11 protein-coding genes and 1 pseudogene are annotated in these 14,710 nt (G+C 41.8%); 7 read left to right on the forward strand and 5 right to left on the reverse strand.

The window, feature by feature from the left end:
• Nucleotides 1-1,718 precede the first annotated feature (1,718 nt).
• Entirely contained in the window at nucleotides 1,719-2,375 is a 657-nt protein-coding gene (locus L4D09_RS24260; protein WP_428460118.1) for a hypothetical protein, read from the forward strand.
• Nucleotides 2,376-2,417: 42 nt separating this feature from the next.
• Here L4D09_RS24260 and L4D09_RS24265 read toward each other — a convergent pair.
• Nucleotides 2,418-3,367, reverse strand: a pseudogene (locus L4D09_RS24265) (IS110 family RNA-guided transposase).
• A gap of 1,209 nt (nucleotides 3,368-4,576) precedes the next feature.
• On the opposite strand from L4D09_RS24265, the gene L4D09_RS24270 reads away from it, so the two are divergent.
• The 6 genes from L4D09_RS24270 to L4D09_RS24295 all read left to right on the forward strand — a co-directional run bounded on the left by L4D09_RS24270 (nucleotide 4,577) and on the right by L4D09_RS24295 (nucleotide 8,480).
• The gene (locus L4D09_RS24270; protein WP_428460119.1) at nucleotides 4,577-5,038 is read left to right on the forward strand and encodes a hypothetical protein; all 462 of its coding nucleotides are present in this window, start codon (nucleotides 4,577-4,579) and stop codon (nucleotides 5,036-5,038) included.
• A gap of 540 nt (nucleotides 5,039-5,578) precedes the next feature.
• Nucleotides 5,579-6,358: a phosphotransferase family protein gene (locus L4D09_RS24275; protein ID WP_428460120.1), complete on the forward strand. Its 780-nt coding sequence runs from the start codon at nucleotides 5,579-5,581 to the stop codon at nucleotides 6,356-6,358.
• 96 nt (nucleotides 6,359-6,454) lie between these two features.
• Entirely contained in the window at nucleotides 6,455-6,916 is a 462-nt protein-coding gene (locus L4D09_RS24280; RefSeq protein WP_428460121.1) for an acyltransferase, read from the forward strand.
• Between the two features lie 125 nt (nucleotides 6,917-7,041).
• Complete coding sequence (locus L4D09_RS24285; RefSeq protein WP_428460122.1) at nucleotides 7,042-7,392, forward strand: putative quinol monooxygenase; 351 nt, start codon at nucleotides 7,042-7,044, stop codon at nucleotides 7,390-7,392.
• A 323-nt stretch (nucleotides 7,393-7,715) separates the two neighbouring features.
• A complete protein-coding gene (locus L4D09_RS24290) occupies nucleotides 7,716-7,964 on the forward strand; it encodes a DUF3297 family protein (RefSeq protein WP_428460123.1) in 249 nt (82 codons plus the stop codon).
• Between the two features lie 210 nt (nucleotides 7,965-8,174).
• Nucleotides 8,175-8,480: a hypothetical protein gene (locus tag L4D09_RS24295; RefSeq protein WP_428460124.1), complete on the forward strand. Its 306-nt coding sequence runs from the start codon at nucleotides 8,175-8,177 to the stop codon at nucleotides 8,478-8,480.
• A 66-nt stretch (nucleotides 8,481-8,546) separates the two neighbouring features.
• On the opposite strand, the gene L4D09_RS24300 is transcribed toward L4D09_RS24295, so the two are convergent.
• From L4D09_RS24300 to L4D09_RS24315, 4 genes are all read right to left on the reverse strand, one after another.
• On the reverse strand, nucleotides 8,547-8,945 hold the full coding sequence (locus tag L4D09_RS24300) for a YkgJ family cysteine cluster protein (RefSeq protein WP_428460125.1): 399 nt from the start codon (nucleotides 8,943-8,945) through the stop codon (nucleotides 8,547-8,549).
• Nucleotides 8,946-9,330: 385 nt separating this feature from the next.
• Nucleotides 9,331-10,761 (reverse strand): 16S rRNA (cytosine(1407)-C(5))-methyltransferase RsmF, encoded by a 1,431-nt coding sequence (rsmF, locus tag L4D09_RS24305; protein ID WP_428460126.1) that lies wholly within the window; start codon nucleotides 10,759-10,761, stop codon nucleotides 9,331-9,333.
• A 134-nt stretch (nucleotides 10,762-10,895) separates the two neighbouring features.
• Entirely contained in the window at nucleotides 10,896-13,526 is a 2,631-nt protein-coding gene (locus L4D09_RS24310; RefSeq protein ID WP_428460127.1) for an MlaD family protein, read from the reverse strand.
• Nucleotides 13,510-14,703, reverse strand: a complete 1,194-nt coding sequence (locus tag L4D09_RS24315; RefSeq protein ID WP_428460128.1) for a PqiA/YebS family transporter subunit — start codon at nucleotides 14,701-14,703, stop codon at nucleotides 13,510-13,512. Before L4D09_RS24315 ends, L4D09_RS24310 begins: the two co-directional genes overlap by 17 nt.
• Between the last annotated feature and the right edge of the window lie 7 nt (nucleotides 14,704-14,710).

Below are 14,710 nucleotides of genomic sequence, written 5' to 3' on the forward strand. Positions count from 1 at the left end.
CGGTATACCTGTAACATTGTTTCTTGCTTTGATAAAAGAGCTATTCAAGTTCAAATAATCTCTGATTATCGATGCAATTCAGCAGGTTAAATGGTGATAACTTTAACTATTTTCTAAAATGGTTATGATGTTCGCTTAAGAGCAGGTCATCCTGAAGCGGTGCGTGCATGGTTATTGATGTTGTTGCCTTGAGTGCGCCATAACAAAGGTATCAAGGTGACGCGTTACACTCGGCATTTTTGGTATGGAGTTCAGTGGGCTTGGTGGGTTCATCGCGGCGCACCTTATCCCAGGCGTTATATGCCAATTTTCCTTACGGTTTAGGTGTCATTGCCGCTGGTTGTTTTGTGGTTTCAATGCAGTAAGAATCGTTCCGTGAATTGGTGCGGATAACCTAAATACCATGCCAATATTCATTGGCATAAATAGCCTTGTCTCTCTCAAATTCATGAATCCGCACTGTTGGTTTACGTGTTGGTTCGTTATGATTTCAGTGTTTACTAAGTTGCTGAAATTACATTGCTAAGTTAGTTTATTGGTTGGCGGTAGCGTGGTGTTCACGGGTACAGCCAGCATTGTGAGTTTGGGGGTGTTCAGCTGTTGTCTCGGTGGGGCGGCCAAGCCGCTTTTATTTCAGTTTTCATATAACAAACTGTGCAAGTTGACCCTTAACACGCGGCATTTTTAGTCTGAGTTAGCTTGTGTGATTACGGCGTAATGTTTGGGTTTGAGGCGGGCAACTTCACAAGGGCGTTATATGCCATTCCTTCTTACGGTTTAGGTCTCATTGCCGCTGGTTGTTTTGTGGTTTCAATGTGGGGCGCAATGCAGTTAAATGTCGTTCCGTGACTTGGTGCGGTTTGCTTTTGTTCCATGCCAATATTCATTGGTCTAAATAGCTTTGTCTCTCCCAAATTCATGAATCCGCACTATTGATTTTCGTGCTGGTTAGCTATGATTTCAGTTTTTACTAAGTCGCTGAAATTACTTTGCTAAGTTAGTTTATTAGTTGGCGGTAGCGTGGTGTTCACGGTTACAGCCAACATTGTGAGTTTGGGTTGTTCACCTGCTGCCTCGGTGGGGCGGCCAAGCCGCTTTAAGTTCAGCGTTCATATAACAAGCTGTGTAAGTTGACCCTTAACACGTGGCATTTTCAGTATGAATTGGCTTTTGTGTATATGGGGCAAGGTTTTGGTTTCGGGGCGGGCACCTTCACAAGGGCGTTATATGCCATTTTTTCTTAAGGTTTTGGTGTCATTGCCGCTTGGTGTTTTGTGGTTTCAATGTGGGTCGCAATGCAGTAAAAATCGTTCCGTGAAATCGTGCGGTAACCTTAATCTTATGCCAATATTCATTGGTATAAATAGCATTATCTCTCTCAAATTCATGAATCCGCACTGTTGATTTTCGTGCGGGTTAGCTATGATTCAGTGTTTACTAAGTTGTTGAAATCACACTGCAAAATAAGGCTTTAATTGTTGGTAGCGCGGTGTTCACGGTTACAGTCAGCATCGTGAGTTTGGGTTTGTTCACCTGTTGTCTCGGTGGGGCGGCCAAGCCGCTTTGGTTTCAGTTTTCCATATAACAAACTGTGCAAGTTGACCCTTAACACGTGGCATTTTCAGTATGAATTGGCTTTTGTGGTTACGGTGTAAAGCTTGGGTTTTGGGGCGGGCAACTTCACAAGGGCGTTAGCTGTTTGAAGGAGTATGTTTTTTGTGAAAGAATATTTGAATGAATATCCTACTTTAGCGACTGTGATGATGACGGTGCTAGCTTTATTGCCATTGCTGAAACTTGGTCATTACATTTTAGCTTCAAACCGCTCTTTTAGAATACAAAGCTTAGATTTACTGTTTAAATCGCTTTCTGACCAAGCCAATGGTGGAAGTAGGCTGGTAGTTGAACAAATGTTTCGTAGTCACTTCAAGCTATATGTAAGTTACGACCTTATTCAAGTATTGCTAGATCAACCAAATCCAACTAAAGCTATAGAATTATATAAGACATCGAAAAAGTACTTAGTATTGAGCGATAATGGATTAGTATTTGATGCCAAATATCAATGTCAAAAGCGAAGAAAGATAGAAAGGTTATTAAGACCAACGATAAACTTTATTAAATATTGGCTCTTAGCTATGATAGGTGGTCTTAGTGGCCTATATGTGGTCAAAAGTTATAATCTAGAAATTGTTTTCGAAGTTAATTACTTAATTTTTAATGGGGCTATCTGGTTCCTTGCTTCATTGCTCTCTTTTGTATCCATGGTATTTGCAGTCAAATCATTGACTGATGAAACTAATATTAAAGATGCTGAATTACTCGAAAAATCATTTAGTGAGCAGAATTCTAAAGAAAACAAATGGTATTATTAATTCGGTACAGCTAACAAACGACTATGGCGTCAACAGATAAATTTAAGCTGCTTTTGCATCCCATAAGACGCCATCTCTTAGCATCGAATTTAGGGTGATAACCATCTTCCTGACGCAGGCGATAATGGCCACTTTTTTAGGCTTTCCTTCAGCCAGTAGTCGTTGATAGGTGCTCTTAAATACTGGGTTACACTGCATGCCAGACATCATTGCCATGTATAAAACGGTTCTGACCTGAGCTCGGCCGCCCTGTATTTTTCTGAGTCCTTTATATCGTCCGCTTTCCCGACTCATGGGGGCAACACCGACAAGGGCAGCGGCTTGTTTGTTGGTGATATACCCGAGCTCGGGAAGGTTGCTAATGATAGAAGCTGCGGCAATTTTTCCGATACCGGGCATGCTTTGTAGTATTTCATTTTTGGCCTGATATTCAGGGCAGCTTTCAATCAGCGCGACGATTTTTTTTCAGTTTTTTCGATCTGATTTTTGAATGCCGTCAAGATTGGCTTGATGGTCATCGTTAGGTGCTTGGGCAGTATTTGGAGTCGGTTTTTTTCCATTGTTTGCATTGAGAGAAGCTGAGTTCTCCGGATGACTAAATCCGCCATAAGCCGCATGGATTCAGGCTTCAGCCGAGTTAATGCTGGCTTTATTGCTTTGGCATAGTGGGCGATAAGCTTGGCATCGAGTTTATCCGTTTTAGCGCGTTGACCGATGGCTCCGGCAAAGCGTTTGACGTGAACCGGGTTGGCAATTACGTAAGGGATATTGGCGTCGGTACAGGCAATAATAAAGGACATTTCTAACCGGCCGGTCGCTTCAATAACGACCCGTTTTGGTGAGTGCACTTTAATAGTTTTGATGGCTTCTTTGATCCCTTTCTCATCGTTAGAAACTGAGAAGAAAATATCGAGAGGTCGAATATAAATATCAAGCTGAGATTTACCAGTATCGACCCCTACGTTAATGTTTTGATTCGTTGGAGTATTCATAATAAGCTAACTCTTGCTTGCGTAATGCGGGTTCGAGACCCAGTAGACTATTCGAGTATGGTGCTTGGAGTCCTATGCAGCGTTCACGTTTGTTATCGGTCTCTCGACAGAGGAGCCTGCAATCAATCGAACTGCTGTATAGAAAGCTTTAGTTGCAGCTAAAGCCTGGGTCTCACTTTACCCTGAAGTTGGTTTTATTATCCATACAAACAATTTAAGAGTGATTCAGCACGCTTGGCATTTTTGGTTTGGGTTAAGTTTAGTGTTTACGGTGTCTAATTAGGTGTCGTGGTTGCGTGCTTCACACCTTAATTGGGCGTTATATGCCATTCCTTCTTACGGTTTAGGTCTCATTGCCGCTGGTTGTTTTGTGGTTTCAATGTGGGGCGCAATACAGTTAAAAGTCGTTCCGTGACTTGGTGCTGTTTGCTTTTTTTCCATGCCAATATTCATTGGTCTAAATAGCCTTGTCTCTCCCAAATTCATGAATCCGCACTATTGATTTTCGTGCTGGTTAGCTATGATTTCAGTTTTTACTAAGTCGCTGAAATTACTTTGCTAAGTTAGTTTATTAGTTGGCGGTAGCGTGGTGTTCACGGTTACAGTCAACATTGTGAGTTTGGGTTGTTCACCTGCTGCCTCGGTGGGGCGGCCAAGCCGCTTTGGTTTCAGTTTTCCATATAACAAACTGTGCAAGTTGACCCTTGACACGCGGCATTTTTAGTATGAATTGGTTTGTGTGATTACRGTGTAACCTTTAGGTTTTGGGGCGGGCAACTTCACAAGGGCGTTAGTTGCCGCCACTTGTTCGAGTAAATTAATTTATTAAACGTGCGGTATTTCACATCAAAGGATTGGTGTTTGTTTCCTTCCTTTGTTGTTTCAATCTTTAGTTTTATCAAGTCGTTTCGCGCTTTTGGTTACACAGTTTTCGCCTAAGTTTTGCAGGTAAAACAATGAGCAAAAGGCGTAAACGGCTCAAAATTTACGTTCAGTGGCTAAGTTGCGGTTTTGTATTTATTGCATCTTCCGCTTATCCCGTGAACATGGTAACTCATTGTTAGTTATCTGATTTAACGCGCAGCAACTAACAAGGCAATCAAACGGACTCGTAACAGTTGGCTCGGTTTCGCTTCGCTTCACATTTTAGCCAACAATTACAAGCCGCTTATTGTGGCGTTATGCCATTCGTTAAAATAAGGATTAAGCATGCTGCTCAATATTTTAGACACATTTTTCACATTTGGTGGAGTTGCTGTATTAATTTCAATTATTGTTTTTATTGCTATGATGCTTTTTTCGAAGCGACTAAATTTAACAACAATATTGTCAATGATAGTAATATTTGTTGTTACTCTAGTCGTGATGTTTTCTTTTCCGAGTGCCGCTCGATATGAAATAAGGAAAAAACTGAGTGTAGAAGTAATTTCTGTTGAATCAAGTGGGACTGTAAATAATACTAAAGTGGTTGAAGAACTAAAGAAAATATCGTTCAAGATAGCTAAAAATTCACACCCTCTTGAGAGGTTTAGGTTTAAAGTACAAACAAAGGCAGAAGATATTCACTTCGAACTAGCTAGAGATTCTAACGATAGTAGTGTTTATTGGGTTTTCTATCCAGCATACCGAGCTGGAAGGACAAACCCTGTTGGAAAAATCATACTGAAATGATTGTGTTTGGCATAACAAGGCCATTAAGTGTGACGCTTTACACTCGGCAGTTTTGGTTTTAAGTTCGGTGCGCTTGGTTAGTTTCGTGATAGCGTACTTTATAGCAAGGCGTTATGTCATTAATCATACTCTGCTCAATTTACGCCCATAATTTTCATGCTATGCGAGGGGGATGCTAAATGACGCGTCAAAAATCGCTATATTTTCGCTTCGAGGCATCTGGATATGCACTATTTGCATTGTTTCAACTCTTGATTGCATTGCTGGCAGGAAAGTTCTATGGCGATGAGTTTCTGAGAACTGATTATTTTGCAAAACGATGCTTCCACAAAGTCCATGAGTGATTTGAGTCTCTTTTTATGCATACAAGGCACTGATTTTCAGCTACTCGTGTAGTATCTGAATATCATGCGTACTTGCTTTCAATCTTTTAGTTTATGGTGAATTCATTTGCTCAGAAAGTTTAGTACATATTTACTTATTGAACTACAAAGGTATTTTGTGGGGCGTAAATTACAGACTTTATAACGCAGGAGAGTTATGAGCAAAGAGTTAACACAAATGGGAGCGGCAAAGGTATTCCTTACTGAGTACTCAGGTAGACAGTGCATTGAAAAACGGTGTGCATCTTCAATTGAGATTAACTTTTACCAGAATGTAGCTCCTTTACTTAAAGAATATGGTGTCCATATACCTCAGTTAATAGGTGTTAGTGATAACAACTTATTTATTGAATATATACCTAATCGCGTCACTTTGACTGAGTTGCACTCTGGCTCAGATACCTTTGTTCAACTCTCAAATCTTCACAAAGCTTTACCGTCAATATCAGAATGTTTTAAGCATCATGAGTGGTCGGTACAACAGACCGAGAATGCACTACAACTACTAAAATTACCCCAAACATCGGTGAGTGCATTAATCAATATCCAAGCCCAAAGTAATGTGTTGTTTAAAACAGATGTTCTTATATCTGGTGATACTAACGAAGGTAACTGGGGGAAACGAGCCAACGGCGAACTAGTCCTTTTTGACTGGGAGCGCTTTGGTAAAGGTAGCCCAGCAATCGATTTGGCACCATTAGTTAGCAGAATGGGCAATTTGACCGATTTTGATACCATCGTTAATAACTATCTGAAATATAAGTCTGATATCTCAGGCAGTGAATTGTTAAGGCATCTAGTCATTGCAAAATGTTGGATTGTAGTAGAAGTCGTTAATCTTTTGCAGTCAAGGCAGAAAGGCCAGTTGCAAATGTATCTGAAGTGGTACCGTGAAGTGTTACCAAATTGGTTGAGTTCGATGGAAAATGCGTTATAACAGAGCATCAAGTTGACGAGCTAAACTAGACGGCTTGGTGTGCTTGGTGTGCTTGGTGTGCTTGGTAAGGTTTAACGTTTTGTTTTCGGAGGTGAAGTGGGAACCCCTAGAATTCTAAAGGCGCAAGTGGTAGATGTTAATTGCGGTGAAAATGTCACGATTATCGAGCCTGCAAATGTATATGGTTGCGAATTAGGTGACAGTGTTTTCATTGGCCCATTTGTCGAGGTTCAAAAAAATTCGGTCATTGGCGCTAGAACAAAAGTTCAATCCCATACTTTCATTTGTGAGTACGTGAGTATTGGGCAAGACTGTTTTATTGGTCATGGTGTGATGTTTGCCAATGATTTATTTAAAGATGGTAAGCCAGATCCAAACCCAGAGAGTTGGGGGCGAACAGTTATTGCTGATGGTGTAACAGTAGGGTCAAACGCAACGGTGCTACCTGTTAATATATGTACAGGAGCCGTTATTGGCGCAGGCAGTGTGGTTACTAAGGATATTACAGAAAAAGGCATTTATGCGGGTAACCCTGCGAGGTTACTCCGCCGTTTATAGCAGGGAAACGGGCAACTGATGGCTGACGTTATATGCCTTGATGTCGTAAGACTTATCCTTATGATATCTTTTGCTTATAAATTCATCTACCATTTCTCAACCTATTTAAATAGAAAGGAAATCTTATGACAAGTCGAGTATATGTATTAGCGCAATTTAAGCCCAAAGAGGGTAAAGAAGCTGAGCTCTTTGAGGTACTTAAAGCTCTCGAACCTGATGCAAATCGTGAACAAGGTTGTATCCAATATATGCTAACGCGACAAGTCGACCATCCGAGTGCGACAAGAAATGAGTATCCTATCGTATTTAACGAAATTTGGGAAAGTGCTGAAGATTGGTCGGCACATGGTCGCCGAAAAAAAATTCAGCACTTTTTTGAAACTCAAGTACAGGCAGAAACAGGTCTTGTTGAAGATGTTGTTGTAACAGCTTATTCCGATGAGGGTCACGATTACGATGCTCCAGTTTATGAGTAAAATCGTGTTTAAAGTGTCCAATATATTAATATAAAGCTTCGTATGCGTTGAAAGGCCATACTTACTATGTTGATTCTTCAGCAATTCGTGTGGCTTTTGAACATCGCACATCATACTTTTACTCTTTCTTTGTGGGGGAGTGATTACGGTGTTGGAACAAGAGTTAATAGCTAAGAACGACAGGGCTAAAGTGAAACTTATTGCAGCTAAATCAAATGATTAACTTGATCTCGCCCATTAAAACGATTTATGACGCCACCTCTTGAGCGTTAGGTATATATTGTCTACAATAACGCACTTTATATTTAATGCAGAATACGAACATGACCGACGCTAAATCGCAACCAGCTTTACCAGATCGCCTTTCAGGTAACCCTCGCAGCCCACACCACGTGGCAGAATGCTTCGAGCACGACATTGGTATTAAACTTAATGGCAAAGAGCGTTTTGATGTTGAGGAATACTGCATTAGTGAAGGTTGGGTGAAAATCCCATCACCTAAAGCGTTAGACCGTCGTGGCCAGCCACTTCTGATCACGCTTAAAGGAACTGTTGAGGCTTTTTATAGCTAAGTCGCATTAACAATGCCGCTTACTATCATTGCCAAAAGAGCCTAGAGAAATTTAGGCTCTATATTGATACCAAAGAAAATTTCCCCGCCATATACCGCTATACCCACTCTCAAGTGCCCGCTTCAATTATCACTGATGTCTAGCATATTACCAAAGTACTATACTTCAACTGGGTACCAGCTTTACCTAAGATGAGTTGAGGATAACAGTATGTCAGCAGAAGATAAGTTAAGTGGTTATGCCACTGGGTTTGGAAGTTTAGATGCTAATGTTATTGGTGATAATGTAACGGCTGAATATAAGCTTTTCGATAAAGATGGTGCTGTCTATCAAAAAGGGGATTTGCCTCAGTATATCTCTGAGCTCAAAAAAGTGGGTGATAAAATGGAGATTTCTGATGTTATGGTTGATGGTGATAAAGCATGGTGCAAGTGGCAAATAGGTGAGATTGTAGGGGCTGGCTTAATTAGTTTTGGCGAAGGTGGCGTGAGCCAAGAACAATTATTTTATCTCTAGTGCTAATCCCTATAGCAAAGTGAGCGATAGGGGCTAAGTCATTTTCTGTACAGACTTCGCGCCCTATCAACTACTTGGTGGACGACTGTCTTTCATTAAAAAATCTAACTTCCTTTGAGCCCTTTTCGGGTTTTCTAAGTCAATTATTTCGATCATCTCACATTCATCCCTAATCATTTCATTGATGAGGCTAGGGTAATGACGGCAATCTTCTGGTCTGTCTAAATATATGCTGCATGTATATTTGGTTGGAGCAAGAGGCTCTCGCGCTGGAATTGTTTCAAGGAAGGGGCATTTTTTTAGTTTTAAACCTGTTTCAGGGGCGAACCATATTTGATTGTTTTTAACAAATTGGAAAATGTAGGGGTTATATGCTTCCCATAGGTCAATTTCTTCCTTTGTTGCCGCAAGATCACCACCTCCGTATTTGATACAGCATTTACCACATTGATTGCAATCTTTCATCGTTAGTTAATCAGCAAACTGGACATAGTCTTAGTGTATCATTGATAGCGCTCTGATAGTGTTCGAGATGGTGGTTTGTGTGAAGAACTGGAGTGTAGATAAAGTAGGATTTTAGCTGGGATTCGTCGTGAAGCGGGCAAAAAATAGCCCGAAACGACTCCTGTCTCGGGCTTAGGGGAATGGCTCGTGAGAGCCTTGCGCTAACTGGTTAGTAAATGGAGATCAATTACACTATCAATGTTAGTTCAAGCAATATAATTTGCCAGTTTTACCACTGAGAATGTCATTCAAGTCTGATACTTAACAAAATTTTTCAATCGCAAGTACGATTCTGTGGCAGTTAATTGCGGTATAAATTTACCGAGTAAATAACCTGCCATTACCGCTAGATATCGAATAAATTTGTATCTCTAACCAGCTCTCGCGGTAAGCCATTTTTAATACGATTGCCGACCCACTTGCCAATGCCAATTGGATAATCGCGATAAGTGACAATGACTTCACCTTTACCTGACAGGTTTTCAGGACGAATATCACGCCCCATAAACCATTCTTTAGCTTGCTCAGGCGTYAAGTCAATCGCTGTACGTTCATTGCCTCTAGCGAGCGTCATTACAGCCTCGTGCTGCCAGCGATACCCTTTTTTATGCTGTTCAGCGAGTTTTATACCAATTCGTTGGAAACGGATTTCGGTAATAAGCTCACGAAGTTGTGAAGGGAAAAGCCAAACTTCTTTATCTCGAAGCCAAATATCACTGCCTTCAGGTATGGTGAGGTCGAGATCTTGGTGGATGCTGTGAGCTACAGCGTCATGATCTTTTTCACTTGCGCGGTTGAATGGGAATTTGCCTTTACGCTTTTTAACTTCAGGTGACTCTACCGACGAAAGCTTGCGTATACGCGCAACAAAGAAGCCTTCGCTATCAAAAATTTGCGGATAAACATGCAAGAAGCCTTCTTCTGTTAATGCTTGGTCTGCACCATCAAAAAGATCGCTGAGTGATTCAAATTCAACAGCATCACCAAATGTCTCTTTTAGGTGTTGGCAAACACGCTGGTTTTCACTGAGGTTCAATGTACAGGTTGAATACACCATGACGCCACCGGGCTTTAGTGCTTGAAAGCCGCTAATGATCAAATCACGTTGAACGGCTGCAATCTCTTCAACAGATTGTAAGCTCCAGTTTTGCATCGCATCATCGTCTTTACGAATGGCACCTTCACCAGAGCATGGTGCATCCAGTAAAATGGAGTCGAAAGATTCTGGTGCCCAACTACCAAACACACAGCCATCAAAGTGGGTTAAGGCGGCATTATAGATACCGCAGCGCTGTAGATTCGAGTGCAAAACTTTAATACGGCTTGCAGCTAGTTCGTTGGCAACAAGTGCTCCTCGATTTTGCATTGCACTGGCTATTTGCGTGGTTTTTGAACCTGGTGCTGACGCCATATCCAGTACGCAGTCAAGCGCATCGTTGTTTTTAAGTAATGCTGTCACAGGCATCATTGAGCTGGCTTCTTGAATATAGAAAAGCCCCGCCATATGTTCTGCTGTATTTCCTAGCGAAACACTGTCTTCATCATCACGAGTTAACCAAAACCCAGACTCACACCAAGGTACAGGCGAAAGATGCCAGCCTTTATCCGCCACTCTCACAAGGAAATCGTCAACGCTGATTTTCAGTGTGTTGACACGAATACTGCGGCGAAGAGGGGTTTTACAGATCGCAATAAATTCATCCATGCTGAGGTGTTCAGGCATTATTTGACGAATTTGTTCAATGAAAGCGTCTGGAATATGGATATTAGGATGCAAAGGAAAATCTCGGTTATCTAGCTGTGGGGCGGGAGTTTATCATTTGTCGTGGTATAGGTAAAAAGAAAGGAGCTTAAGTGCTCCTTTCAATCAGTGACTAATAATTGGGTATCAATACCTTATTGGATATGAGGTTAGTCTTTTGGAATTGCTGTACGCCATGTTTTCCATTCTGGCTGTGCCGAGTCATACAAGAAGTAATTTTCTTTGTGTTGGGCTTTTGGCGACAAAGGTTGATTTTCTGGTGTCGCGAATGCAATGCCACCACGGAGCATGCTATCTACCGTTCCTGTTTGTACTGAGGCGCCGGTTAAGCCAATAGTGACATCAAGACCCGAGACATTCCAAAACACAGAGTCGGTACGAACAAGATGCTGGTATTCATGATCAATTTGAGCATTAATAATCACACGATCAGCCAGTTCACCAAGGCTAACGTTTACCACTTGGCCAACTTGAATGTCACGATAAAGTAATGGTGTTCCTTCTGAAATCGAATTGCGGTTTTCACTCTCTAGTATAACGTTTAAGCCTGAGTTGATTACCGCTGCAGTACCTAAGTCAAAAGTTTGAGAATAATGACCAGCTTGACCGGGAGTGACGGCGATATAGCTGCCTAAAATGGTATCGAGATCTTTTGCACCGGATAGGCTTATTTTTGGTGATACAACCCAGAAGTAGCTATCAGATTTAGCGAGAGCATCCGCATATTCAGGGAATAAACGCGCTTGGATGATTACATCGCTGGTTTCAAAGTTAGGTGTGGTATTTACCACCTTACCGACATTAACGCCTTGGTAGCGAATGTCTGCACCGATAGAAATAGCTTTGGCATTGTTTGCTTTAAAAGAAATGAGTAATCCAAAATCTTTAGCTTCTTTAAAGCTAGGGTATAGTTTATAGCGGTTTCCTGCGCGGTTTGTTACATCTGGCATTTCATCAAATGCAATACCACCTTTAATTAGCGTGCTAATAGGGTCGGCTTTAACTTTCACACCACTTAAATTGGCTTCAACTTCAACGCCAGATCGGTTCCAAAATACAGTGTCTGATTTTATAAGGTGGCGGTATTTACGATCAATCTTGAGTGTGATTGTGACGCCGTCACTTGTTAGGGCGTAATTTTTAACTTCACCAACTTGAAGGTTTCGGTAAAGTATTGGACTACCTTCCGATATTGGTGGTAACTCATCGGCAAAGAGCTGCACTGTTGAGTACCCCGTTGCTTGCTCTGCCGCTAAGTTAGCGAGCTTATGGTTTTGGTAAAGAGGGTAACTTTGTAATATTTTTCGGCCTCCTGTACTTGTGAAGCTGATGTTTTGGCTGATCAGTTGATCTGCCGGTGGCACAGTAACATCTAACCCTTGGCTACTGAGGTTAGCGGTAATTCCGCCATCAATATAAAATCGGCTGCTTGAGCGAACTAGGTTGGTATATTCAGGGCGAACGATGACATCAAAGCGAACGTTGTTTTTATCAAGGCTAACACGTTTGACTCGGCCCACTTCAATACCGCGGTGTTTTAGCGTTGTACCGCGTTTTATACCATAGCTTTGTGCTGCATACAGAGAGAAGTTGGCGACACCGGGTTGTTGCTCTTGTAGTTCATCACGGTTGATCGCCGTAAATTGACGTGTCGTTTCACCTTTTCCTGGAATGAGAGTTAGAAAATTACCGCGCAGTAAATTACCAATGTTTTTCACCCCGTTTAGTGACACTTCCGCTTCTTCTAATAACATTTTTGAACCGGATGTGAGCAGTTCACTCATGCTCGGTTCGATGGCTGCGTGGGCGACAATTTTGTTACGCTTTTCATCTAGGCGCAGATCGGAAATTTGACCTATTTCTAAGCCGCGGTAAATAATCGGCGCACCCGTTGTATTGATGTTGTTTTCTTCAGGTAAGTCAATGGTGATGGCAATACCACGTCCAGCAGTATTAATATCTGGGTATAACCGGAACAAATGATCGGGTTCAATCGCTAACCCTTCATCCGGTGAATCAAAGGCAATCGCGCCACTTATCAATGCTGACAGGCTTTCAAATTGCACATCGACACCGTTAAATCCAATATTGGCACTCATGCCACTCACGTTCCAAAAGCGACTTTTATTGGTCACCAACTCGCTATATTGAGGTTTTATTAATAAGTCGATAACAACCCGTTTTCTATCGTGGCTAAGGGTATAGTTAAAGACTTCACCAACAGGTATTTTCTTATACAGGACTTGAGAGCCAATATTAATAGAGCCTAAGTGAGGAGCGCGTAACTGTACACGAAGCCCTTCACCCAGAGGGATGTCGGCGGGTTGATTATCCAGTGCTGTAAACGAGTTGCTGGACTTACCTTCACCTGGTTGAAGAGCGATGTAATTGCCTGAAACAAGGGCATCTAAACCAGAGATCCCAGTGATCGAAGCTTTAGGTTTTACTAACCAAAATTGCGTGCCTTCCTTTAACGTCTGAACAGCTTCGGGATAAATATCAGCTTCAACAAAGATGCTTTGTAAATCACTTGAAAGATTTAGGTCTCTTACAATACCGACTTCGAGGCCTTGATAGCGGATAGTGGTGCGTCCTGCGATTAACCCTGCTGCATCATTAAAGTGAATTTTTATCCGTTCCCCAGCTTCATTAACCGCTTTAAATACAAGCCATCCTGCAAGCACTAAAGCAAGCAGGGGTAATATCCATAGTGGAGATATACCATTATCACGCTTAATGTTAACTGGTTCTGGTTGTTGGTTGTTAAGTCCGTTGTTCATAGTTGTCCCATATCAGACGAGAATCTAAGCTTTCGGCTGCAAGCATTGTTAATACGACGACGACACCAAAAGCAATAGCGCCGGGGCCGGGAGTGAAATCAAGAATTTGTTCGCGGTCTATGAGTGTCACCATGATAGAGATTACAAACAAATCCATCATTGACCATTTTCCAATGACTTGAATGAAACGGTAGAGTTTCATTCGATGAAGGTGATTAACCTGGCGTTTAAATTGAATGGTCAAAAGAATGAAGGCTAAACCCAGTATCTTGGCAACGGGAACGACAATACTGGCCACAAAAATGATTATCGCAATGCCATGCATGTCAGTTTGTATGAGCGTAGCTACGCCAGAAAAAATGGTGTCTTCCGCTCTTTTACCGTTATTAAGAAAGATGGATATAGGGTAGAGATTGGCTGGAAAGATAAACACGGTCGCTGAGATAAGGTATGCCCATGTCTTTTGGACTGAGTTTGGCATACGTTTATGAAGGGGAGCATCACAGCGAATACAATGTGAATTTTCACCTTGCGACATGTGACAACCGTGGCAATGAACACTTAGCTCATTTTGTCTATGTTCTGTTTCTGGCTGCCAAGCTTCCCAGTAACGATTTAAGCTAATTCTAGAAAGAAGTAGAGCCGTCAATATTTGTAATAGCACTAAGGAGTAAAGTCCTGGGCCTACATAAATATCGGCATATTCTTGAACCTTAAAGCAAGATATCGCCAAGCTAACAAGAAAAACGTCAAACATCGCCCAGTGCTTTAAATGTGAAATGATCCATAAAGAGCGTCTGAACAGCGCAAATTTTTTGAATTTAAGTGCGAACTGTGCGGAAAGTACCGAGCCACAAACCAGAAATGGGGCAATGGAGCTACAAAATAATATAAGAAGTGCAACAGCCGGAAATTCGGAGGCTAATGTTAATGTCCCCGACGGTAACGTTGCCGGGATCATCACACCAAACAGGCGAATCGTGATCATTGGGAAAACATGAGCAGGAATAAACAGAATTAAGCAGGCAAGGGCAATTGCAAATTCGCCAGTGAAACGCATTGTTCCACCACGATACAGCTTTGAGTTACAGCGTGGGCAGTAAGCACTTTGTCCTTGTTTTGCTACCTGAGGTAATAATGGCAGATCACAATCTGGACACAGTCTCGCTGTTGTCATGAAGGTT

This window comes from Photobacterium makurazakiensis (genome assembly GCF_050336715.1).
GTDB lineage: Bacteria > Pseudomonadota > Gammaproteobacteria > Enterobacterales > Vibrionaceae > Photobacterium > Photobacterium makurazakiensis.